Annotated in this window: 20 protein-coding genes; 9 read left to right on the plus strand and 11 right to left on the minus strand. The window is 66.4% G+C overall.

Going from position 1 to position 21,058, the window contains the following annotated elements; translation table 11 throughout:
- Window positions 1-134 precede the first annotated feature (134 nt).
- Entirely contained in the window at window positions 135-1,547 is a 1,413-nt protein-coding gene (locus tag HDC96_RS02100; protein ID WP_179458540.1) for a class II fumarate hydratase, read from the plus strand.
- A 79-nt stretch (window positions 1,548-1,626) separates the two neighbouring features.
- On the opposite strand, the gene HDC96_RS02105 is transcribed toward HDC96_RS02100, so the two are convergent.
- From HDC96_RS02105 to HDC96_RS02135, 7 genes are all read right to left on the minus strand, one after another.
- Entirely contained in the window at window positions 1,627-2,052 is a 426-nt protein-coding gene (locus tag HDC96_RS02105) for a hypothetical protein (RefSeq protein WP_179458541.1), read from the minus strand.
- A gap of 93 nt (window positions 2,053-2,145) precedes the next feature.
- A complete protein-coding gene (locus tag HDC96_RS02110; RefSeq protein ID WP_179458542.1) occupies window positions 2,146-2,754 on the minus strand; it encodes a DUF2884 family protein in 609 nt (202 codons plus the stop codon).
- A 30-nt stretch (window positions 2,755-2,784) separates the two neighbouring features.
- Complete coding sequence (locus HDC96_RS02115) at window positions 2,785-3,666, minus strand: hypothetical protein (protein ID WP_179458543.1); 882 nt, start codon at window positions 3,664-3,666, stop codon at window positions 2,785-2,787.
- Window positions 3,667-3,693: 27 nt separating this feature from the next.
- Window positions 3,694-4,722, minus strand: coding sequence for a hypothetical protein (locus HDC96_RS02120; protein ID WP_179458544.1), 1,029 nt, complete (start codon window positions 4,720-4,722; stop codon window positions 3,694-3,696).
- On the minus strand, window positions 4,719-5,594 hold the full coding sequence (locus HDC96_RS02125) for an ABC transporter ATP-binding protein (RefSeq protein WP_179458545.1): 876 nt from the start codon (window positions 5,592-5,594) through the stop codon (window positions 4,719-4,721). Before HDC96_RS02125 ends, HDC96_RS02120 begins: the two co-directional genes overlap by 4 nt.
- Window positions 5,591-5,953 carry a GntR family transcriptional regulator gene (locus HDC96_RS02130; RefSeq protein WP_019185943.1) on the minus strand — a complete coding sequence of 121 codons (363 nt, stop codon included), beginning with the start codon at window positions 5,951-5,953 and terminating at the stop codon, window positions 5,591-5,593. Before HDC96_RS02130 ends, HDC96_RS02125 begins: the two co-directional genes overlap by 4 nt.
- A gap of 2 nt (window positions 5,954-5,955) precedes the next feature.
- Window positions 5,956-6,210: a hypothetical protein gene (locus HDC96_RS02135; protein WP_179458546.1), complete on the minus strand. Its 255-nt coding sequence runs from the start codon at window positions 6,208-6,210 to the stop codon at window positions 5,956-5,958.
- 528 nt (window positions 6,211-6,738) lie between these two features.
- Between HDC96_RS02135 and HDC96_RS02140 the strand changes: the two genes are divergently transcribed.
- The 6 genes from HDC96_RS02140 to HDC96_RS02165 all read left to right on the plus strand — a co-directional run bounded on the left by HDC96_RS02140 (window position 6,739) and on the right by HDC96_RS02165 (window position 12,804).
- A complete protein-coding gene (locus tag HDC96_RS02140; protein ID WP_257018628.1) occupies window positions 6,739-7,281 on the plus strand; it encodes a glutathione peroxidase in 543 nt (180 codons plus the stop codon).
- A gap of 84 nt (window positions 7,282-7,365) precedes the next feature.
- Complete coding sequence (locus HDC96_RS02145) at window positions 7,366-8,346, plus strand: FKBP-type peptidyl-prolyl cis-trans isomerase (RefSeq protein ID WP_179458547.1); 981 nt, start codon at window positions 7,366-7,368, stop codon at window positions 8,344-8,346.
- 22 nt (window positions 8,347-8,368) lie between these two features.
- Window positions 8,369-9,718: a UDP-glucose/GDP-mannose dehydrogenase family protein gene (locus HDC96_RS02150; RefSeq protein ID WP_179458548.1), complete on the plus strand. Its 1,350-nt coding sequence runs from the start codon at window positions 8,369-8,371 to the stop codon at window positions 9,716-9,718.
- Window positions 9,711-9,950, plus strand: a complete 240-nt coding sequence (locus HDC96_RS02155) for a SlyX family protein (protein WP_179458549.1) — start codon at window positions 9,711-9,713, stop codon at window positions 9,948-9,950. The genes HDC96_RS02150 and HDC96_RS02155 overlap by 8 nt, the downstream gene beginning before the upstream one ends.
- Before the next feature lie 9 nt (window positions 9,951-9,959).
- Window positions 9,960-10,652, plus strand: coding sequence for a DUF2058 family protein (locus HDC96_RS02160; protein ID WP_179458550.1), 693 nt, complete (start codon window positions 9,960-9,962; stop codon window positions 10,650-10,652).
- 67 nt (window positions 10,653-10,719) lie between these two features.
- On the plus strand, window positions 10,720-12,804 hold the full coding sequence (locus HDC96_RS02165; RefSeq protein ID WP_179458551.1) for an acyltransferase family protein: 2,085 nt from the start codon (window positions 10,720-10,722) through the stop codon (window positions 12,802-12,804).
- Window positions 12,805-12,829: 25 nt separating this feature from the next.
- On the opposite strand, the gene HDC96_RS02170 is transcribed toward HDC96_RS02165, so the two are convergent.
- From HDC96_RS02170 to HDC96_RS02185, 4 genes are all read right to left on the minus strand, one after another.
- Window positions 12,830-14,035 (minus strand): MFS transporter, encoded by a 1,206-nt coding sequence (locus HDC96_RS02170; RefSeq protein ID WP_179458552.1) that lies wholly within the window; start codon window positions 14,033-14,035, stop codon window positions 12,830-12,832.
- A 145-nt stretch (window positions 14,036-14,180) separates the two neighbouring features.
- Entirely contained in the window at window positions 14,181-16,865 is a 2,685-nt protein-coding gene (metH, locus tag HDC96_RS02175; protein WP_179458553.1) for a methionine synthase, read from the minus strand.
- Between the two features lie 69 nt (window positions 16,866-16,934).
- Window positions 16,935-18,041, minus strand: a complete 1,107-nt coding sequence (locus tag HDC96_RS02180) for a homocysteine S-methyltransferase family protein (protein ID WP_179458554.1) — start codon at window positions 18,039-18,041, stop codon at window positions 16,935-16,937.
- Window positions 18,042-18,050: 9 nt separating this feature from the next.
- A complete protein-coding gene (locus HDC96_RS02185; protein WP_121037902.1) occupies window positions 18,051-18,980 on the minus strand; it encodes a metalloregulator ArsR/SmtB family transcription factor in 930 nt (309 codons plus the stop codon).
- A 147-nt stretch (window positions 18,981-19,127) separates the two neighbouring features.
- Here HDC96_RS02185 and HDC96_RS02190 point away from each other — a divergent pair, with 147 nt between their 5' ends.
- Both HDC96_RS02190 and HDC96_RS02195 read left to right on the plus strand, forming a co-directional pair.
- Window positions 19,128-20,276, plus strand: coding sequence for an acyl-CoA dehydrogenase family protein (locus tag HDC96_RS02190; protein ID WP_179458555.1), 1,149 nt, complete (start codon window positions 19,128-19,130; stop codon window positions 20,274-20,276).
- Between the two features lie 137 nt (window positions 20,277-20,413).
- Window positions 20,414-20,707, plus strand: a complete 294-nt coding sequence (locus tag HDC96_RS02195; RefSeq protein WP_179458556.1) for a hypothetical protein — start codon at window positions 20,414-20,416, stop codon at window positions 20,705-20,707.
- Window positions 20,708-21,058 lie beyond the last annotated feature (351 nt).

Below are 21,058 nucleotides of genomic sequence, written 5' to 3' on the forward strand. Positions count from 1 at the left end.
CTAGCCGATCCATCGCGGCCTTGGGTTTCAACGGCGCTTGAGAGTATCGTGAGGCCAGCCGCCAGCCAGGGAATCAGGCCCGTTGCCAGCCGCAGGTTCCCTTTCATCCACGAAAGATGTGCGGAGTTGAAGCAATGAGCAAGGGTTTCAGGATTGAACACGACAGCATGGGCGAACTGCAGGTGCCCGCCGATGCGTTGTGGGGCGCGCAGACCCAGCGCGCCGTCGATAATTTCCCGGTGTCGGGCCAGCGCATGCCGCGTGGTTTCATCCGCGCGCTAGGCCTGGTCAAGGGCGCTGCCGCGAACGTCAACGTCGAGCTGGGCCATCTGCCGCGCAACATCGGCAAGGCCATCGAGGCCGCTGCGGCCGAAGTCGCCGACGGCCGCCACGATGCGCATTTTCCGATCGACGTCTACCAGACCGGTTCGGGCACCTCCTCGAACATGAATGCCAACGAGGTTATCGCCACGCTGGCCAACCGCGCCGGCAAGGCCGGCAAGACCGCGGTGCATCCCAACGATCACGTCAACCAGGGGCAGAGCTCCAACGATGTGATCCCGACCGCGCTGCGCGTTTCCGCGCTGCTCGGCGTGCATGAGCAGCTGCTGCCTTCGCTGGCGCATCTGCGCAAGACCATCGACAAGCGCGGCCGCGCGCTGCGCAAGGTGGTCAAGACCGGCCGCACCCATCTGATGGATGCGATGCCGCTGACCTTCGAGCAGGAGTTCGGCGCATGGTCGGCGCAGTTGTCCTCCGCCCAGGATCGGATCGAAGACAGCCTCAAGCGGCTGCGTCGCCTGCCGCTGGGTGGCACGGCGATCGGCACCGGCATCAATGCCGACCCGCGCTTCGGCGCGCAGGTAGCCAAGCAGCTCAAGCAGCAGACCGGCATCAAGTTCGACAGCGCCGAGAACAAGTTCGAAGGCCTGGCCGCGCAGGACGATGCGGTCGAACTGTCCGGCCAGCTCAACGCCCTGGCCGTGGCGCTGATCAAGATCGCCAACGACCTGCGCTGGATGAATGCCGGTCCGCTGGCCGGGCTGGGTGAGATCGAACTGCCGGCGCTGCAGCCGGGCAGCTCGATCATGCCGGGCAAGGTCAACCCGGTGATTCCCGAAGCCACCGTGATGGTCTGTGCCCAGGTGATCGGCCACCACACCGCGATCACCGTGGCCGGGCAGACCGGCAACTTCCAGTTGAACGTGACCCTGCCGTTGATCGCCGCGAACCTGCTGGACGGGATCAACCTGCTCGCCAACATCACCCGCCTGCTCGCCGATACCGCGATTGCCGGGCTGAAGGTGCGCGAGGATCGCGTCCGCGAGGCACTGGATCGCAATCCGATCCTGGTCACCGCCTTGAACCCGATCATCGGCTACGAGAAGGCCGCCGCGATCGCCAAGCGCGCCTACAAGGAGCAGCGCCCGGTGCTGGACGTGGCCAGGGAAGACAGCGGCCTGTCGGAGGCCGAGCTTCGCCGGCTGCTGGATCCGGCCGCGCTGACCGCCGGTGGCATTCATGCCGGTGGCGGCGGGGGTGGTTGAGCGCACGCGGTTCCTGAAATGAAAAACGGGCCGAAAGGCCCGTTTTTTTGGTGCGGAGCCGGCCAGCGGCCGGCACTACCTAGTGGCGGTCGGCCTGCAGATTGCCGAAGGTTTCGGTATACGCTTTGAATTCCGGGATCTTCGTGGTCAGGTCCGGTGGGATCGGCTGCATGCCCTCGGGCACCTGGATCTTCACCGAACGCTTGGCCGGGTCCGGCGGGGCATCGGTCAGGGTGTTCTGGCGCAGCACCTGCAGCTGGCCGAACATGCCCTGCAGCATCGCCTGCTGCTCCTCGTTGAGCGGAATTTCGATCTCATCGATCTTCATGTGCCCGTTGGGCAGGATGATGATGTTCGGCGCGGGCGCGCGGCGCACGGTGACCATGCCGTCGCTGACCGTGATCTTCGGCTTGCTGCGCTCGGCGCGGTGATTGCGGTATTCCTGGTCGCAACCGGTGGCGACCAGGCAGAACAGGGCGAACAGCAACAGACTCAGCTTCTTCATGAGCAGGCAACGCATGCGGCGGGAACGGAGAGTGTAGTCCTCCGGCGCCGGGAAGGGCCTGCCTGCGACGCATCGTCGCAGGCAATGGCCGGTTTACTTGCCGCAGTCGTCGATGTCGCTCTGGTCCATGGTCGCGTAGGGCTGGAAGGCCGGCAGCGCGGCCGCCAGCGCCTGCTGCCTGGCCATCATCCCCGGCAACAGACCGCACAGCTTCTGGGCCTGGTCCTCGATCTTCTTGGCCTCGTCATTCACCCGCGCTTCGATGCCCTGGGTGTCGCCGGAGAACATGCCCTTGATCGCCTCACCGGCGGCTTTGACGCCGAGATTGGCACCGGCCACGCCGATCTCCATGCCGGCACTGGCCAGCGATTCGACCTGCTTGCGGTAGTCCAGCAGCAGCGCACGCTGCCGGGCGTCCACGGCGACCGCCTTGCCATCGATGAGCAGGTCACCCTGCGGGCTGATCTCGGCCTTCGGCGAGTTCCCGTTGGAGATCGAGATGTTGCCCTCGGTGATTTCCTTGCGGGCCTTGTCGGTGGCCTCCTGCACGGTCTTGCCGATGCCATCGGTATCCAGCGCGCTGGTCGCGGGGGCGGATGCGCTCTGGTCGGCGGGCGCTTTGCCCTTGCCGCTGTCTGGGGCGTTGCAGGCAGCGATCGGCAGGCACAACAGCAGGGCAGGCAGCAGCAGTCGAGTCGTCATGATGCGTATCCGTAAGAGGAGATGAGAGGCTTACTTGCCGCGCGGCAGTTCAACCCGGCCGCGCACGTTGCTGTGGCGGATGTCGCCGCTGCCGCTGTTGGCCACGCGCAGGTCGCCGCCGACGTCGCGCGCGGTCACGTCGCCGGAACCGTGGCGGTCCACGGTGACACTGCCACCGATGTCGCGCAGTTCGGTATCGCCGGAGCCCACGGTGCCGACCCGTACGTTGCCCTTGGCCTGGCGCACAGTGGTGTCACCCGAGCCGACCACGCCGATCTCGACGTTGCCGCCGACCGTATCGAGTTCGAAGTCGCCGGAGCCGATCGTGCCGACCTTGGCATCGCCGCGGACGTTGCGCGCCGTGAAGTCACCCGAGCCGACCGAGAGCAGGTTCAGTGCACCGGCACCGTCGAGGACGACATCGCCCGAGCCGACCGCCGCGGTCACCAGGCCCTTGATGTTCTCGAGCTTGATATCGCCGGAGCCGACGTCGGCGCTGAGCGAATGCGCGCCGGTGACGCTGGCGTCGCCCGAGCCGACCTTGAGCTGGACCAGGATCGTGTCCGGCACGGTGCCGCGCATGTCCAGGTAGGCATAGCTGTTGCCGCTCATGGACAGGCTGCGGCCTTCGCGCTGCAGGCGGACGACGAGCTTGTCGCCGACCTTCTGCTGGGTCACGGTCAGCTCGCGCAGCCAGTCGGCGTTGGAGGCGCAGGCGCGCCCCCCGAGCTGGGCCGCGCCCGGGCCGGCCTGCAGCACCAGATCGTGCTGGTTCACTTCGAACACCACCGCCTTGGCACCGGCCAGGTCGAGCTTGAGGTCACGCGCTTCGTTGAATTTGCACTGCGGTTCATCGGCGAGCGCGGTCAGCGGCAGCAACAACAGGGAAGCAACAGCGAGCTTGCGGATCATGGGTGGGTCCTCGATGAAGGGCAGGGATCAGATTTCGCCGGCGCGGCGGCGCAGGCGGATGGCCAGGAACAGGAACACCACACCGAAGGCTGCACCGATCCACAGTTCCGGCATCGCGAAGGCGCCCAGCTGGTGGCTCGGGCCCAGTTCGTTGACCAGGTTGTCCATGTTGCCAGTGCCGCTGAACAACGCGTCGCCACGGTAGAACTGGTCGGTCGCGGGAACCGCGCTGAGCAGCAGGCGGCCGACGATGTGCTTCCAGAACCAGCCACCGGTCAGGTCGAACAGGGTCATCACCTTGGTGGTGCTCACGATGATGCCGGCGAACAGCGGCAGCATCACCGCCCACAGGAACGGCTTGGTCTTGGCCCAGGCCGAGCACAGCAGCAGCCAGCCGACGGTCGGCAACGCCCACAGCAGGTAGACCGGGATCCAGGACAGGTGGCCGGCGATGATGGTCAGCGGGCTGGCCGGACCCCAGATCAGCAGCATCGGGTCACCGCCATGGGCGATCACCACGATCGAGATCATCACCAGGAAGCCGAGCATGGTCAGGGCCGAGGCGATCACCGCGATGAGCGGGGCGATCAGCAGCGCGCTCAGTGCCTTGGACAGCACGGTGGACGTATCCGACAGCGGCAGCGACTTCCAGAACAGGATGCTGCGGTCGCGACGGTCGTCGTACAGGGCCCCCAGGCAGTAGAAGAACACCACGAAGGCGAGCACGATCAGCGGCCAACCCGAGCTCAGGATCAGGGTCAGGTCCAGGCCATTGGCCAGGTCATGCAGGTTCTTGGCATCCAGCTTGCTGGTCAGCAGGCTCAGGTCCAGGCCGTTGATGCTGACGTTTTCGTCGTTGAGGTGGAGGCCGCCGCTCTTGACTGCGCGGTGCATGGCCACCAGGCCGAACACGATGCCGAGCAGGCTCATCGCCAGCGAGATGCCACCGGCGATCACCGGCGCATACAGGAAGCCGCCGCGGTTTTCCCAGTACTCACGCTTGAGCAGCCACTTGAACGCGCTGGCCTTGCTGATGGGATGGTTGACGGTGTTCATGCGTAGGTTCCCTTCATGATGGCCACGAACAGATCCGCCAGCCCCGGGCTGCGGATTTCCCCCAAGGGCGCGAGCTGGGCGCGTGGCACCCCGTCGAACAGCAGGACCGTCTTGCCGAAGGGCAGGGCGCGTTCGTCGATCGGCTTGAGCGCGCGCGCGGCCTCCACGGCGTCGGCCGAGACCAGTACTTCGGTGTAGCGCTCGCCGATGTCTTCCATGTCGGTGGTGAGCACGATGCGGCCATCGCGGATGAACATCACATCGGTGAGGATATGTTCGATCTCTTCCACCTGGTGGGTAGTGACGATGATGGTCTTCTGCTCGTCGAAGTAGTCTTCCAGCAGGCGCTGGTAGAACTCCTTTCGGTACAGGATGTCCAGGCCGAGCGTGGGCTCGTCCAGCACCAGCACCTTGGCATCGATGGCCATCACCAGCGCCAGGTGCAGCTGCACGATCATGCCTTTGGACAGTTCGCGCACGCGCTGCTTGGGATGCAGCTTGGTGGAGGCCAGGAAGCGCTCGCAGCGGGCCCGGTCGAAGCGCGGATGGGTGCCGGCGACGAAATCGATTGCCTCGCGCACCTTCATCCAGCGTGGCAGCACCGCGACGTCGGCGATGAAGCACACATCGTTCATCAGCGCGTTGCGCTGCTCGGCCGGGTCCAGCCCGAGCACGCGCAGCTCGCCTTCCACCGCGGTCAGGCCGAGCAGGGCCTTGAGCAGGGTGGTCTTGCCGGCACCGTTGGGACCGATCAGGCCGGTGATGCGGCCGGGGGCGATCGTGAAGCTGGTGTTGTCCAGCGCCACGGTCTGTTTATAGGCCTTGCGCAGGCCTCGAGCGGAAATGACGACATCACTTGCAACGGCATTCATGAGGATTTCCCCTGGGGCAGCAATTCGTCGAGGTTCAGGCCCAGGCGCTGGATGCGTTCCAGGACCAGTGGCCATTCTTCATTGAGGAACCGGTCGCGCTCGCTGCTGCGCAGCTGCGTGGCCGCTTCTTCGGTCATGAACATGCCCAGGCCGCGGCGCTTCTCGACCAGGCCTTCATCAGCCAGTTCCTGGTAAGCGCGCGAAACGGTGATGGGATTGAGCTGGTACTCGGCGGCGACCTGCCGGACCGAAGGCAGGGCGTCGCCGGGTTTGATGATGCCGTCAAGCATCATGGCGATCACGCGCTCCTTCAGCTGGCGGTAGATCGGAGCACCATCGCTCCATTGAATATCGCTCATGGTCAGCTCCGTGGGTTCAGCGACTGCGCGAATGAGAAGTAAGGCATGGACAGGGAGCTGTGCAGCCGGCGGGGGGGCGTGGGGGCGCCGTCGGCGGTCCCTGCCTCGATGACGCCTGCATCCTGCGGGCCTTCAAACACATTGGCGCTGGCAGCATCGCCAGCGTCACCGGAGGGGGTACCGAACCAGCCGAGCAACAACAGCGCCGAGGCGGCGATGACGGCTTTGGCGGAGTGGTGGTGGCGCATGCGGTTCATGGGCATCCCCTGTCTAGGTGACTGGTGTTGTATGCAACTATAACACCGGCACGCCGAAGATCAACAGGGTGAGTGACCCAACTGATGGCAGGGGGCGCATGACAGGTGCTGGTTATCCTCAAGTCATTGAAGTTAATGGCTATTTGCGACGTGATTCTCGACACTGTCGGCCAGCGCACATTCATTGATGTCAATGATATGGCAAGCAGAGAGCGCATTCAGGTGATCGGTGATGGAAGGGTGCAACCGCGTGAACCCGGCCAGAGAGGTCACCGCTGACGCTGAATGCGCCAGTGCCCAGCTGCGCCTGGCAACCCGCCGCAGCCCCGCGCGCAGCGCATCGATGGCACGCGGACCAACGGCGGACGGCGGCTAAAACGCCGGTGATATAGTGCCCGCCGCAGTTCCGGCAGCGTCCGCCGGGCCCGTTGAGCCTCTCTTTTCCTTACCTGGAGTGTCGCGATGCACCACGTGTCTCTGTTGTCGCCCGTCCGTCGCGACCGCGCTCCGCGCCGGGCCCGCGCGCCCATGCTGCTGCTGGCGCTCGGCTTGCTGGTGGGGGCGTCGGCCCAGGCGGCCGATCTGCTCGATGTGAGCTATCGCCCGCTCGCCGGCAAAGGCGAGGTGAACCTGGCCAAGCAGTACGGCGGCAAGGTACTGCTGGTGGTCAATACCGCCAGCAAGTGCGGTTTCACCCCACAGTACGAAGGTCTGGAGGCCCTGCAGCGCAAGTACGCCGCGCGGGGTTTCTCGGTCCTGGGCTTCCCGTCCAATGATTTCAAAGGCCAGGAGCCGGGCGACGAGACCCAGATCCAGGAGTTCTGCACGCTGACCTACGGCGTGAAGTTCCCGATGTTCCAGAAGGTGATCGTCACCGGGCCGGAGGCGACACCGCTGTATCGCAGTCTCGCCACCGCAACGGGCGTATCGCCGGGCTGGAACTTCCACAAGTATCTGATCGGCCGCGATGGCCGGGTGGTAGCGCAGTTCCCGAGCAAGGTCACCCCGGACGATCCCAAGCTGGTGGCGGCGATCGAACGTGAGCTGTCTGTCACGGCAAACAAGCGTTGACGATATCGACATCTCGGACGCGCGTGCGACAATGGTTGCTTTCGCGCCGACGTCGGCGTCCAGTCACTTCCAGGAATGCAGCGAATGAAGATGGGAATGCGCGGCGCCGCGGCGTCGGTTCTGATTCTGGCGATGGGTGCCACCGGTACCGCGATGTCGCAACAACCAGCCGCCCGCGCGGCTGTCAAGGAGACTTCCACTTTGAACTCCCAACGGGAAAAGCTCGGCTACGCCATCGGTATCGATGTGGCCAATTCGTTCGGTCCGATCTCCAGCGAGATCGACCTGGCCGCCCTGCGCCGCGCTGTGACCAATGCCTTTGAAGGCAAGCAGCCGCTGATCAGCCAGGAAGAGGCGCAGAAGACCGACGCCGCCCTGCGCCAGGCCGTGATGGCCAAGAGCGGCCAGCCGGTTCCGGGCGTCGCGCCGGGCACCGCGCCGCCGAAGGTGGACCGCGAAAAGGTCGGCCTGATGCTGGGCAGCTTCGCCGTGGGCCCGTCGCTTGCCCCGCTGAAGGACGATCTGGACCTGGACGCGCTGTTCGACGCGGTCAGCACCACGTTCAACAACGGCACCCCGAAGATGACCGCCGAGCAGGCCAAGGCCACGCTGGAAGGCTTCATGAAGGGCAAGCAGGCTGAAATGGAGGCCAAGTCCGCCGCCCAGGCCGGTACCAACCGCGTGGAAGGCAACAACTTCCTGGCCAAGAACAAGACCGCGCCGGGCGTGGTGACCACCGCGTCGGGCCTGCAGTACCAGGTGCTGCGTCCGGGGTCGGGCGAACGCCCGCTGCCGACCAGCAAGGTGCGCGTGAACTACGAAGGCAAGCTGCTCGACGGCACCGTCTTCGACAGCAGCTACCAGCGCGGCCAGCCGATCGAGTTCGGTCTGGACCAGGTGATCAAGGGCTGGTCCGAAGGCGTCTCGCTGATGCCGACCGGTTCCAAGTACCGCTTCTGGATTCCGGGCGAGCTGGCCTATGGCGAGCAGGGCACCCCGGGTGGCCCGATCGGTCCGAACGCCACGCTGACGTTCGACGTCGAGCTGCTGAACGTTCTTCCGTAACGGATCTGGAGCCCCACCGCCCATGCGCGTTGCGATTTTCGGTACCGGCTACGTCGGTCTTGTCACGGGTACCTGCCTGGCCGAGGTCGGCCACCAGGTGATCTGTGTCGATATCGACCAGGCCAAGGTCGACGGCCTCAACAACGGGATCATCCCGATCTATGAGCCCGGCCTGAAGCCCATGGTGAAGGACAACCACGCGGCGTCGCGGTTGACCTTCACCTCCGATGCCGCCACCGCGATCGCGCATGGCCAGGTGATCTTCATTGCCGTGGGCACGCCACCGGACGAGGACGGCAGTGCCGACCTGCAGTACGTGCTGGCCGTGGCCCGCACCATCGGCCGGCACATCACCGTGCCGGTGGTGGTGGTGAACAAATCGACCGTGCCGGTAGGCACGGCCGACAAAGTCCGTGAGGCCATCGCGCAGGCGCTGGCCGACCGCGGCGTGGAGATCGCGTTCGACGTGGTCTCCAACCCCGAATTCCTCAAGGAAGGTGACGCGGTCGCCGACTGCATGCGGCCGGACCGCATCGTGGTAGGCGCGTCCAATCCCGATTCGATCGCGTTGATGCGCCGCCTGTATGCACCGTTCAACCGCAACCACGACCGCGTGGTGGAGATGGACGTGCGCTCGGCGGAGCTGACCAAGTACGCGGCCAACGCGATGCTGGCGACGAAGATTTCGTTCATGAACGAAATCGCCAACATCGCCGAGAAGGTCGGTGCCGATATCGAGCAGGTCCGCCAGGGCATCGGTTCGGATCCGCGCATCGGCTGGCACTTCATCTATCCCGGCGCCGGTTATGGCGGCTCGTGCTTCCCCAAGGATGTGCAGGCGCTGGCCCGCACCGCCCAGCAGTACGGCCATGAGCCGATGCTGTTGAACGCCGTCGAAGCGGTCAACGAGCATCAGAAGGGCCATCTGTTCGCCCTGATCCAGCGCCACTACGACCGTGGCGAAGACGAAGGCGTGCGCGGCAAGACCTTCGCGGTGTGGGGCCTGGCATTCAAGCCCAACACCGATGACATGCGCGAGGCCTCCAGCCGCCGCCTGCTGGCGCAGCTGTGGGAAGCCGGTGCAAAGGTGCGCGCCTATGATCCGGAAGCAACCGAAGAAGCGCGCCGCATTTTCGGCGAGCGCGATGACCTGGTGTTCTGCGCCAACGCCTATGACGCCCTCGAGGGCGCCGATGCGCTGGTCGTGGTGACCGAATGGAAGCAGTTCCGCAGCCCGGATTTCATCCGGCTGCGTGAGATGCTCAGCGATGCGGTCGTCTTCGACGGCCGCAATCTGTACGACCCGCAGGATATCGAAGCCGCGGGCCTGGCTTACTACGGCATTGGCCGGGGACGTTCGTTGAATGCATGAGTCCACACCCTCCGAGCGCGAACAGGCACTGGAAGCACGCCTGGTCGAGCTGGAAATGCGTGTCTCCTTCCAGGAGCAGGCGCTGGCCGAACTGAGCGAGGCCCTGGCCGATGCGCGCATGGAAGGCAACCGCAATGCCGACCTGACCCGCATCCTGCTCGAAGACCTCGGCAAGGTCCGCACCGCGCTGTATTCCGATTCGGCCGAAGAGCCGCCGCCTCCGCATTACTGATCTGACGTCATGAGCGATACTCTCCGCGACCAGCTGCTGGGCCTTGGCTTCAAAGCCGCGCCCAAACCCGAACGAACCAACGACCGCAAGCCGGATCGTCGACCCGATGCGCGCCGCGATGGCCGCCCGGCCGGCAAGCCGCAGGGCGCACGCCCGGCCGGCAAGCCCGGCGAGGGCCAGCGTCCCGCCCGCGACGGCGACCGCCGCCCGCAGGGCAAGGGCCGTCCCGCCGGCGCCCGTCCGCCGCAGGGCGCGCCCGGCAAGCCGCGCTCGCGCGAGGACATCGACCTCGCCAAGGCGTATGCGATCCGTGCGCAGAAGGAAAAAGACGACCGCATCGAGGCCGAGCGCCTGAAGCAGGAAGAGGCGCGCCTGCGTCGCGAAGCCAAGGCCAAGCTGGAGGTCCTGCTGGAAGGCAAGTCCCTCAACGCCGAAGCGGCCGATATCGCGCGCCATTTCCCGTATGGCGGCAAGATCAAGCGCATCTACGTGACGGCCGAGCAGCTCAAGGCACTCAATGCCGGCGAGCTCGGCGTACTGCAGCAGAACGGCCGCTACGTGCTGGTGACTGCTGCGGTGCTGGCCGAGGCCGAAGCGGTGTTCGCACCGTCGGTGGCGCTGAAGGTGGACCCGAACGCGCCGGCTGGCGAAGATCCGTACGCCGATCCGCAGTATCAGGTGCCCGACGACCTGGTCTGGTAAGCCAGCGACACCTTGGTTGAACGCACTGGGCGCCGTCAGGCGCCCAGTGCATGTCAGGAGCAGGGCCATGCAGGAACGCAGTCCCGGGTACTTCCCGCATATCGATGGCCTGCGTGCCATCGCGGTGCTGGCGGTCATCCTCTATCACCTCAAGGCCAGCTGGCTGCCCGGCGGCTTCACTGGTGTGGACGTGTTCTTCGTCATCTCCGGCTTCGTGGTCAGCGCCTCGGTGGATCGACTGCCGTCGGTTGGCGGCTGGGCCGGGCTGGCGCGCTTCTACGCGCGCCGCATGCGCCGCATCGCCCCGGCACTGGTGGTGTGCCTGCTGGTAACGGCGATGCTCAGCGCGTTGCTGATTCCCGAATCCTGGCTCAGCGAGACCAGCGACAAGACCGGGCGTATGGCGTTCGTGGGCTTGAGCAACTGGGTGCTGGCCAGCACCGGCAATGACTACTTCTCGCCGCGCACCGAGTTCAATCCGTACACGCACACCTGGTCGCTGGGCGTGGAGGAACAGTTCTACCTGCTGTTCCCGCTGTTGTTCCTGGCCTGGGCCAAAGGTCCGCGCGGGCGCTGGCTGTCGCTGGGGCTGTTCGGCGTGGCCACCGTGGCATCGCTGGGGTATGCGGTGTTCCGGGCGCGGCAGGGCGGCCATGAGATCGATGCGTTCTACCTGACCACCACACGGTTCTGGCAGCTGGGTGCCGGCGTGCTGCTGTTCCAGCTGTTGGCGTTGAGCGGGCGGTTCACGCCTCCACCGGTGCTGCCGCGTGGCTTCGGATGGCGCTCGCCATTGGTGCTGCTAAGCCTTGTGGCGCTCGGTTACGGTCTGTGGGCCGCGCGCCCGGGCCATTCGCCGTGGATCGACGGCCTGTGGCCGGTGCTGGGCACGCTGGGCCTGCTCGGCCTGCTGCAGGGCTCGCCGGGCGGCTGGGTCGGACGCGCGCTGGCGACCACGCCGATGGTGACGGTCGGGCGGCTGTCCTACTCGTTGTACCTGTGGCACTGGCCGGTCTTCGTACTGTTCCGTTGGACGGTGGGCCTGGAGACGCTGGCCACCGGCGCCGCGGCGCTGCTGTGCGTGGCGCTGCTGTCCTGGCTGTCGTGGCGCTGGGTGGAGCAGCCGCTGCGCCACGGCACGCGCTGGCACGCCAGCAATGCGCGCTGGGTCGTGGTCGGGCTGGGCGTACTGGTGCTCGGCGCCGGCCTGCAGTCGGCGCTGGTCAAGACCCAGCAGTACACCTCGCTCAGCGTGGTCAGCCGCGCCCCGCTGGACTGGTATCCGTATGCCAAGGGGCTGAAGAAGGAGATTCCGGACTGCCGCGTGCGGGTCAGCAACGTGCCGGTGCCCGGCGGGCAGGCGCGCCTGTACGAGCGCGGGGAGTGCCCGGGACGCGCCGCATCCACCCGCCAACTGTTCGTTGCCGGGGATTCGCACGCACTGGCTTACCACGAGCTGCTGCAGCGCCTGGCCGTGCTCGACGGTGCGCCGATCCGACTGTACGGCAGCGGCGGCTGCGCGCTGGTCGGGCTGCGCGCCTGGCAGGGCCCCAATCCAGCCTGCGAGGCCTATGCGCGCAATGTGCTGGACGATATCCAGGCGCGTGCGCAGCCGGGCGATGTCGTGCTGCTGGCCGGGCTGCGCCTGCCGCGCCTGTCCGAGCAGTACGCCCTCTTCGACGTCGCCCAGGTACGTGCCGAACATCTCAGCGAGGCGGCCGATGCAGGGCGCACCGCTGAAGTGGCGCACTGGGTCGAACAGCTCACCCCGCTGGCCGAGCGTGGCGTGCGCATCGTGCTGGAAGCGCCCAAACCGGTGCTGCCGGCGCCGCCGTACCGCTGCTCGGATGTGTTCAACCGGCACAACCCGATCTGCGCCCACGGCATGACCATCGCGCGCAGCGAGATCGAGCCGTTGCGTGCGCCGGTGCTGGCCGGCCTGCAGCAGGTGGCTGCCGGTCTGCCCGGTGCGTCGATCTGGGATCCGATGCCGTTGCTGTGCCCCGGTGCGCAGTGCCTGCCGACCCGCGACGGCAGACCGCTGTTCTTCGATGGCGATCATCTCAGCGGCTACGGCAATCGTCTGCTGCTGCCGGATTTCCAGGCGCATCTGCGCCGCTTGGAGGCGACGGCGCCAGCCGCCGCCCCGTGAGCCGCCCGCCACGCATGGCGTGGCGCTACACGGCTGTGCGTTTCCGGCGGCCGGCGCGCAGCAGCGGCAGGCTGATCGCGAAGAAGCACAGCAGGGCACCGGCCAACGCGAATCCGCTGCCGGCCAGGAACGCAGTGCGGCCCTGATCGATGGGCCACAACTGGCCGGCGATCAACGCGCCGAGCACGCCGCCCACGCCGGACGAGAACCCGTACAGCAGGCCTTGGCCATGGCCGTTGAGGCGGCCGGGGAAGTAGGTCGCCAGCATCTGCATCGCGGCGGCGAAGAAGGCCGCGAAGCCCAGCGCGTGCGCGGTCTGCGCGATCAGCATCACCGGCAGGTTCTCCGGGAACAGCGCGGTGACCGCCCAGCGCACGGTGGAGCTGAGCAGCGCGATCAGCAGCATCCAGCTGGCGTCATAACGGCGGAAGAAGCGGCCGATGGTGAAGAACACGCCTACTTCGAACACCACCCCGATCGTCCACAACACGCCCAGCGTGGACGTCGCGTAGCCGTGGTGATCCATGTAGACCGAGAAGAAGGTGTAGTAGGGGCCGAACGACAGCTGCTCCATGAACGCGGCCAGGAAGAACGCCAGCACCTGTGGCTTGCGCACGATCTGCCAGAAGCCGCTCGCGTCGCCGTCGCTGCGCTGCAGGTTGCGCGCGTAGCGGTTGGCAAAGCCCGAGGCGGTGAGCAGGCCGAACAGCGGCAGCATCAACCACGGCAGCAGATGCGCGTTGCCGGCACCGCCGTCGCCTTCGATGATCCAGCCGAACAGCATCACTACGGCGATGAAACCCAGCGAGCCCCACACCCGGATCAGCCCGTAACGGTGGCTGTCACTGCCCAGGTGGGTCAGCGTGATCGATTCGAACTGCGGCATCACCGCGTTGTAGAAGAAGCAGAACGTGATCATCGCCGGATACAGCCACGGTTGCGGCAACGGCAGCAGGAAGGCGCAGAACGTCAGCAGGGTCAGCACGCAGCCCAGCCGCAGCCAGAAGATCGGGCGCGGCGAGGCGGCGGCGAGGGAGGTCCAGGTGGTGGGCGCGACGATGCGGGTGGCGTACCAGAGGCCCATCATCACGCTGATCGCGGTGACGCTCATCCCGCGCGAGGTCAGGAACAACGACCAGTACGGGGTGAACGCGCCGAGGGCGGCGTAATAGAAGAGGTAGAACGAGGACAGGCGGACGGCCGGAACGGCGTCGCGGGGGAGGGCGGTCATGCGGGGTCTCGGAGGGCGCGCACCCACCAACAGCGGGTGCCTACCCGCGCATTATGCCGTCAGCACCCGACCGTGGGTCAGGCAAACGAGCGACACCGGCAATCCATCACGTCGCTAGCACCCGACCGTTGGTCGGGTGGCACGCTCATTCCGGATCGTAATCCAGGTTCGAGGCCAGCCAGCGCTCGGCCTGCACACGGTCCACGCCCTTGCGCTTGGCATAGTCGACCACCTGTTCGCGGGTGACCCGGCCGACCACGAAATACTGGCTCTGCGGATGGCTGAAGTAATAGCCCGATACCGCCGCGGTGGGCAGCATCGCGAAACTCTCGGTCAGCTGCATGTCCGCGTTGCGCTCGGCATCCAGCAAGCGGAACAGCGTGGCTTTCTCGCTGTGCTCCGGACAGGCCGGGTAGCCGGGGGCCGGGCGGATGCCAGCATACTTCTCGGCGATCAGCGATTCGTTGTCCAGCTGCTCATCCGGCTGATAGCCCCAGTAATCCATGCGCACATGCTGGTGCAGGCGCTCAGCCAAGGCTTCGGCCAAGCGGTCGGCCAGCGCCTTGAGCAGGATCGCGTTGTAATCGTCGTGGTCGGCCTCGAAGCGGGCCACGTGCGGGTCGATGCCGATGCCAGCGGTCACCGCGAACGCGCCGATCCAGTCCTGCCTGCCGCTGTCGGCCGGCGCGATGAAATCGGCGAGGCAGAAATCCGGGCGTTCGACCGGCTTGTCCACCTGCTGGCGCAGGAAGTGCAGCACGGCCGGGCCGTTGTCGGTGCGCAGGTGCACGTCATCGCCGACGCTGTTGGCCGGCCACAGGCCGAATACGGCCTTGGCGGTCAGCCACCTCTCCGCGACGATCCGGCTGAGCATCGCGCGGGCGTCCTTGTACAGGTCGGTCGCCTGGGGCCCGACGATCTCATCGGTCAGGATCGCCGGGTACTTGCCGGCCAGTTCCCAGGCCTGGAAGAACGGCGTCCAGTCGATCACCTCGACCAGATCGGCCAGCGGGTAATCGTCGAGCACATGCAGGCCCGGCCTGCGCGGCGTCGGCGGTGTGTAGGTGGCCCAGTCGCCCACGAAGCGCTGGGCGCGCGCCTTGGCGAGGGTGACCAGTCGCTTGGCGTCGCCACGGTTGCGGTGGCGCTGGCGGATGTCGGCGTAGTCGGCCTCGTTGGCGGCCACGAAGGCATCGCGCAGCTCGCGCGAGATCAATGACTGTGCCACGCCAACCGCGCGCGACGCATCCTTCACCCACACCGTGGGCGCCTTGTAGTGCGGGTCGATCTTCAGCGCAGTGTGCGCGCGCGAGGTGGTCGCGCCGCCGATCATCAACGGCATCGTGAAGCCCTGCCGCTCCATCTCGCGGGCGACGTGGCTCATCTCTTCCAGCGACGGTGTGATCAGGCCCGACAGGCCGATGATGTCGGCGTTCTCGGCGCGCGCGGCATCCAGGATCTTCTGCGCGGGCACCATCACGCCCAGGTCGATCACATCGAAGTTGTTGCAGGCCAGGACCACGCCGACGATGTTCTTGCCGATGTCGTGCACGTCGCCCTTGACCGTGGCCATGATGATCTTGCCGTTGCTCTTGGCGGTGTCCCCGCTGCGTGCCTTCTCGGCCTCGATGTAGGGCAGCAGGTAGGCCACCGCCTTCTTCATCACGCGCGCGGATTTGACCACCTGCGGCAGGAACATCTTGCCGGCGCCGAACAGGTCGCCGACGATGTTCATGCCGTCCATCAGCGGCCCTTCGATGACATCCAGCGGACGCGTCGAGCGCGCACGCGCTTCTTCGGTGTCCTGCTCGACCCACGCGTCCATGCCGTGCACCAGCGCATGCGCGAGGCGATCATTGACCGGCTTCTCGCGCCAGGCAAGGTCTTCGCCGCGCACATCGCCCTTCTTGCCCTTGTAGCGCTCGGCGATCTCCAGCAGGCGCTCGGTGCCGTCGCTGCGGCGGTTGAGGATCACGTCCTCCACGCGCTCGCGCAGCTCGGCGTCCAGATCGTCGTAGATCGGCATCGCACCGGCGTTGACGATGCCCATGTCCATGCCCGCGCCGATGGCATGGAACAGGAACACCGAGTGGATCGCCTGGCGCACGGTTTCATTGCCGCGGAACGAGAACGACACGTTGGAGACACCGCCGGAGACATGGCAGTGCGGCAGGGTGCGCTTGATGATGCGGGTGGCTTCGATGAAGTCGACCGCGTAGTTGTCGTGCTCCTCGATGCCGGTGGCGACGGCGAAGATGTTCGGGTCGAAGATGATGTCCTGCGGCGGGAAGCCGACCTGTTCGGTCAGGATCCGGTAGGCGCGGGTGCAGATTTCCACCTTGCGCGCGCAGGTATCGGCCTGGCCATCCTCATCGAAGGCCATCACCACCGCAGCGGCGCCGTAGCGCAGCACCTTGCGCGCCTGTTCGATGAACTGCGCTTCGCCTTCCTTGAGCGAAATCGAATTGACCACGCTCTTGCCCTGCAGGCATTTCAGCCCGGCCTCGATCACGCTCCACTTGGAGGAGTCGACCATCACCGGAATGCGCGCGATGTCCGGCTCGGACATGATCAGGTTGAGGTAGCGCGTCATCGCCTTTTCGGAATCGATCAGGCCCTCGTCCATGTTGACGTCGAGGATCTGCGCGCCATTGGCGACCTGCTGGCGCGCCACTTCCACCGCCTCTTCGTAGCGCTCTTCCTTCACCAGCTTGCGGAACTGCGCGCTGCCGGTGACGTTGGTGCGCTCACCGATGTTGACGAACAGTAGGTCCGGGGTGATGACCAGCGGCTCGAGACCGGACAGGCGGGTGTAGCGGGAAGACGTCATGGGCAGGCGGGCACGGGCTGGCGGAGGAGGGTCAACGACAACGACGACGGGAGCGTGGGGCGGACGCGGTCATGCCGCGTCTTCGAGCGGGGGTGCCGGCAGGCGGCGCGGCGGCAGATCGGCGACCGCCTCGGCAATCGCGCGGATGTGCGCCGGGGTGGTGCCGCAGCAGCCGCCCACCAGGTTGAGCAGGCCGGCGCTGGCGAACTCGCGCAGCGTGGTGGCCATCTCTTCCGGGGTTTCGTCGTACTCGCCGAAGGCGTTGGGCAGGCCCGCGTTCGGGTGCGCGCTGACCAGGCACTCGGCCACGGTGGACAAGGTCTCCACGTGCGGCCGCATGTCGCTGGCACCGAGCGCGCAGTTCAGCCCGATCGACAGCGGCCGGCCGTGCGCGACCGAGGCGTAGAACGCTTCGGCCGTCTGTCCGGACAGGGTGCGCCCGGAGGCATCGGTGATCGTGCCGGAGATCATCACCGGCAGGCGCCCACCGCGCGCATCGAACACCTCTTCGATGGCGAACAGCGCGGCCTTGGCGTTGAGCGTATCGAAGATGGTTTCCACCATCAGGGTGTCGGCGCCGCCGTCGATCAGGCCGTCGATGGCTTCACGGTAGGTCTCGCGCAGGGCATCGAAGCTGGTGTTGCGGAAACCGGGGTCGTTCACGTCGGGGCTGATCGAGGCGGTCCGGCTGGTCGGGCCGAGCACGCCGATCACGAAGCGCGGCTTGCCCGGCGTGGTCGCCGCAACCGCATCGCAGCAGGCGCGCGCCACCGCGGCGCCGGCTTTGTTGAGCTCGTAGACCAGGTGTTCAAGGTGATAGTCGGCCTGGCTGACCGAGGTCGCGTTGAACGTATTGGTCTCGACCAGATCGGCACCGGCGTCCAGGTACGCGGTGTGGATGCCGCCAATCACTTCCGGCCGGGTCAACAGCAGCAGGTCGTTGTTGCCCTTGAGATCGTGCCCCTGCGGCGTCTCACCGGGCGCGGCATGGTCGCAGCCGGGCCCGTGCTGGTGGTCGTAACCGCCGGCGAAGCGCTCGCCGCGGTAGTCGTCCTCTTCCAGACCATGCCGCTGGATCATCGTGCCCATGGCCCCGTCGATGATCAGGATGCGCTGGGCCAGCGCCGTTTCCAGCGCGTGCACGCGGTCGGGGTGGAGCCAGGGCAGGGATGACATGGGCAGACCTCAGGGCTTGCTGGCGATCAGCGAGATGACTTCGAAATGCGGCGGGCGCTTCTCGCGGGTCACGGTTTCCAGGCTGGAGACGACCAGACCGGCCTTCTCCACGAACTTGCGCAGTTCCTTGTCGCTGAAACCGAGGTTGACGTGGCCATAGGCATCCACGGCTGCACGATGCTCGTGCCGGGCCAGGCTGCACAGCAGCAGGCGACCGCCGGGGCGCAGCACGCGCGCGCCTTCGGCGACGGCCTGGGCCGGTTTGGCCGCGTAGGTCAGCGCATGCATCAGCACCACCAGGTCGAAGCTCTGGTCGGGGAAGGGCAGGGCATGCATGTCGCCTTCGCGCACTTCCACGTTGGCCAGCCTGCGCAGCCGCTCGCTGGCCGCGGCGACCACGCGCGCGCTGGTGTCGATGCAGATGTAGCGCTTGGCGTGCGGCGCCACAAGCTCGGCCAGCACACCGTCACCGGAGGCGATGTCGAGCACGTCGCCGGTTTCCAGCAGCGGCAGCGCAGTGCGTGCCAGCGCTTCCCAGGTGCGGCCGGGGGAGTAGTGGCGTTCCATGTCGCCGGCGACGCTGTCGGCCCAGTTCTGATCGGCGGCACGGCTGGCCATCACGGCGGCCACGCGTTCAGCGTCCTGGCGCAGCAGCGGGTCGTCGCTGCCGGTGCTCAGGGCATGCCACAATGCGCGCTGCGCCGGGTCCAGCGCGGCGTCATCGAAGCGGTAATATGCCGAGACGCCGGAGCGACGGTCGCGGACCAGGCCGGCCTCCTTGAGCCGGGCCAGATGGGTGGACACCCGCGGCTGTGCCAGCGTGGTGATGGCCGACAGCTCGGCCACGGTGAGTTCTTCCTGTTCCAGCAGCGCCAGCAGGCGCACCCGGGTGGCGTCGGCGAACACTTTCAGCCGGACGGACCAGTCCTCGAGATCCATAAATATCTACCTATCGCGATATAGAGATATTCTCGTCCTTTGGCGGCTGTCCGGTCAAGTCAGGCGTGCCTCCCCGCCCCCCGGTACAATCGCCCGACCTGGCCGCGCTCTGCGCGGCCATATCACTAATGTCCCCGGGAGGGTGTTGTGGATTTCAGCTTTACCGAAGAGCAGTTGATGCTGCAGGACGTTGCGCGCCGTATCGCGCAGGAAAAGATCGCGCCCAGCGCCGAACACCATGACCGCACCGGCGAGTTCCCGCTGGAGAACATCCGCCTGCTGGGCGAGAACGGTCTGATGGGTATCGAAGTACCCGAAGCCTACGGCGGTGCGGGCATGGACCCGATCGCCTACGTCCTGGCGATGGTGGAGGTCGCCGCCGGCGACGCCGCGCATTCGACGATCATGTCGGTCAACAACTCGTTGTTCTGCAACGGCATCCTGACCCATGGCAGCGAAGCGCAGAAGCAGAAGTACGTGCGCGCCATTGCCGAGGGCGAAGCCATCGGCGCGTTCGCGCTGACCGAGCCGCAATCCGGCTCGGATGCGACGGCGATGCGCTGCCGCGCCGTCAAGCAGGCCGATGGCACCTACGTCATCAACGGCAAGAAGAGCTGGATCACCTCCGGCCCGGTTGCCAAGTACATCGTGCTGTTTGCGATGACCGATCCGGACCAGGGCGCACGTGGCATCACCGCGTTCATGATCGACACCGACAACGCCGGTTTCCACCGCGGCAAGACCGAGCCGAAGCTGGGCATCCGTGCGTCGGCGACCTGCGAGATCGAGTTCCAGGATTACGTGGCTGCTGCCGATGACGTGGTCGGCAAGGAAGGCGAGGGCTTCAAGATCGCCATGGGCGTGCTCGATGCCGGCCGTATCGGTATCGCTTCGCAGGCGATCGGCATCGCGCGTGCCGCGTACGAAGCCACGATCGAATACGTGAAGGACCGCAAGGCCTTCGGTGCCGCGATCGGTACCTTCCAGATGACCCAGGCCAAGATCGCCGACATGAAGTGCAAGCTGGATGCAGCGCTGCTGCTGACGCTGCGCGCGGCATGGGTGAAGGGCCAGGGCAAGCGCTTCAGCAATGAAGCGGCGATTGCCAAGCTGACCGCTTCCGAAGCGGCGATGTGGATCACCCACCAGGCCGTGCAGATCCACGGCGGCATGGGCTATTCCAAGGAAATGCCGCTGGAGCGTTACTTCCGTGATGCCAAGATCACCGAGATCTACGAGGGCACCTCGGAAATCCAGCGGTTGGTGATCGCGCGCAACGAGACCGGATTGCGCTGAGGTAGCGCGGCCACGACCCACGGTCGTGGCCCGCAGGCGGAGGCTGTAGCGTCGGGGCCGCCCGCCGGGTACGTGCCGACCGATGGTCGGGACGTGGGGTAGTGCAGAATGTGCGGTTCCGTTCTACAGGTCACCCCATGGTTATTTATCGAGGCGCAGGGTTCCTGACCCTGCTCACCCCCATCGCCACTCTGCTGCTGTTGATGTGGCTGTGGCCCGATCCTGCTGTTGCCAAAGGCAATACCTCGCTGGCGCAGCTGTTGATCGGCTTCGGCATCGGCGCAGCGATCAATGTCGTGCTGGGCATGGTGCTCAACCGCGGCCCGCGCGCGGAGGGCGAGCCTGCCCGCCATCATTTCTTCTACCTGCCGATGCAGTGGCCGTCGCTGGCGATCGTGGTCGCCTGTGCAGCGGTGGCGCTGCTGCGCTGAGACCGTGTGGTAGTGCGCTGAGACCGTGTGGTAGTGCCGGCCGCTGGCCGGCAACCAGGCGGTCCTTCTCGGGCGGGCAACCAGGCGGTCCTTCCCGGGTGGGCATTCGGAGGAGCCGGCCAGCGGCCGGCACTACCTGCGTCCCAGGCGCGTGTGCATCGCCTGAGCCACACAGGGTGTGGCTCTACCCCTCTTGCGCCGCACACAAAAAAGCCCCGGCTCGCGCCGGGGCTTTTGCATTTCAGTGTGACCACCAACGGTGGTCACCTACCGATCAGCGTAACCACCCACGGGGGTCACTTACCGATCAGTGTGACCACCCACGGTGGTCACCTGGCGGTGGGGCAGCCG

It is taken from the genome of Stenotrophomonas sp. JAI102 (assembly GCF_013409105.1).
GTDB classification, from domain to species: domain Bacteria; phylum Pseudomonadota; class Gammaproteobacteria; order Xanthomonadales; family Xanthomonadaceae; genus Stenotrophomonas; species Stenotrophomonas maltophilia_AA.

What these genes read in the sequence shown, in the direction of transcription:
- HDC96_RS02165 (WP_179458551.1), top strand. Translation starts at nt 10,720, where the DNA reads ATGCAGGAACGCAGTCCCGGGTACTTCCCGCATATCGATGGCCTGCGT.
- HDC96_RS02140 (WP_257018628.1), top strand. Translation starts at nt 6,739, where the DNA reads ATGCTGCTGCTGGCGCTCGGCTTGCTGGTGGGGGCGTCGGCCCAGGCG.
- HDC96_RS02155 (WP_179458549.1), top strand. Translation starts at nt 9,711, where the DNA reads ATGCATGAGTCCACACCCTCCGAGCGCGAACAGGCACTGGAAGCACGC.
- HDC96_RS02110 (WP_179458542.1), bottom strand. Translation starts at nt 2,754, where the DNA reads ATGACGACTCGACTGCTGCTGCCTGCCCTGCTGTTGTGCCTGCCGATC.
- HDC96_RS02120 (WP_179458544.1), bottom strand. Translation starts at nt 4,722, where the DNA reads ATGAACACCGTCAACCATCCCATCAGCAAGGCCAGCGCGTTCAAGTGG.
- HDC96_RS02150 (WP_179458548.1), top strand. Translation starts at nt 8,369, where the DNA reads ATGCGCGTTGCGATTTTCGGTACCGGCTACGTCGGTCTTGTCACGGGT.
- HDC96_RS02145 (WP_179458547.1), top strand. Translation starts at nt 7,366, where the DNA reads ATGAAGATGGGAATGCGCGGCGCCGCGGCGTCGGTTCTGATTCTGGCG.
- HDC96_RS02195 (WP_179458556.1), top strand. Translation starts at nt 20,414, where the DNA reads ATGGTTATTTATCGAGGCGCAGGGTTCCTGACCCTGCTCACCCCCATC.
- HDC96_RS02160 (WP_179458550.1), top strand. Translation starts at nt 9,960, where the DNA reads ATGAGCGATACTCTCCGCGACCAGCTGCTGGGCCTTGGCTTCAAAGCC.
- HDC96_RS02125 (WP_179458545.1), bottom strand. Translation starts at nt 5,594, where the DNA reads ATGAATGCCGTTGCAAGTGATGTCGTCATTTCCGCTCGAGGCCTGCGC.
- HDC96_RS02115 (WP_179458543.1), bottom strand. Translation starts at nt 3,666, where the DNA reads ATGATCCGCAAGCTCGCTGTTGCTTCCCTGTTGTTGCTGCCGCTGACC.
- HDC96_RS02180 (WP_179458554.1), bottom strand. Translation starts at nt 18,041, where the DNA reads ATGTCATCCCTGCCCTGGCTCCACCCCGACCGCGTGCACGCGCTGGAA.
- HDC96_RS02185 (WP_121037902.1), bottom strand. Translation starts at nt 18,980, where the DNA reads ATGGATCTCGAGGACTGGTCCGTCCGGCTGAAAGTGTTCGCCGACGCC.
- HDC96_RS02130 (WP_019185943.1), bottom strand. Translation starts at nt 5,953, where the DNA reads ATGAGCGATATTCAATGGAGCGATGGTGCTCCGATCTACCGCCAGCTG.
- HDC96_RS02105 (WP_179458541.1), bottom strand. Translation starts at nt 2,052, where the DNA reads ATGAAGAAGCTGAGTCTGTTGCTGTTCGCCCTGTTCTGCCTGGTCGCC.
- HDC96_RS02170 (WP_179458552.1), bottom strand. Translation starts at nt 14,035, where the DNA reads ATGACCGCCCTCCCCCGCGACGCCGTTCCGGCCGTCCGCCTGTCCTCG.
- metH (WP_179458553.1), bottom strand. Translation starts at nt 16,865, where the DNA reads ATGACGTCTTCCCGCTACACCCGCCTGTCCGGTCTCGAGCCGCTGGTC.
- HDC96_RS02135 (WP_179458546.1), bottom strand. Translation starts at nt 6,210, where the DNA reads ATGAACCGCATGCGCCACCACCACTCCGCCAAAGCCGTCATCGCCGCC.
- HDC96_RS02100 (WP_179458540.1), top strand. Translation starts at nt 135, where the DNA reads ATGAGCAAGGGTTTCAGGATTGAACACGACAGCATGGGCGAACTGCAG.